The organism is Halomonas marinisediminis (assembly GCF_004347715.1).
Taxonomy (GTDB): Bacteria; Pseudomonadota; Gammaproteobacteria; order Pseudomonadales; family Halomonadaceae; genus Halomonas; species Halomonas icarae.
Map to the genome: position 1 here is coordinate 1 of NZ_SLTR01000691.1, position 233 is coordinate 233.

A 233-nucleotide genomic window follows, 5' to 3' on the forward strand; every position below is an offset into this window, starting at 1 on the left:
TCACTAGTCGAGTCGGCCTGCGCGGAAGATATAACGGGGCTAAACCAGGTACCGAAGCTACGGGTGTGCCTGCATCACTTAAGACTATTCGCTTGGCGGAGCGCAGCGACGCCCAAGCCCCCCGAACGTCGAGTCGGGCGGAATGAGTAGGCTTAAGGATGCAGGCACGCGGTAGAGGAGCGTCGTGTAAGCCAATGAAGGTGAGTCGAGAGGCTTGCTGGAGGTATCACGAG

At 58.8% G+C, this 233-nt stretch carries 1 rRNA gene; it reads left to right on the plus strand.

The annotated features are described in order from the left end of the window. Positions 1-233: ribosomal RNA gene (locus E0702_RS18255) — 23S ribosomal RNA — on the plus strand; the annotation flags it as partial.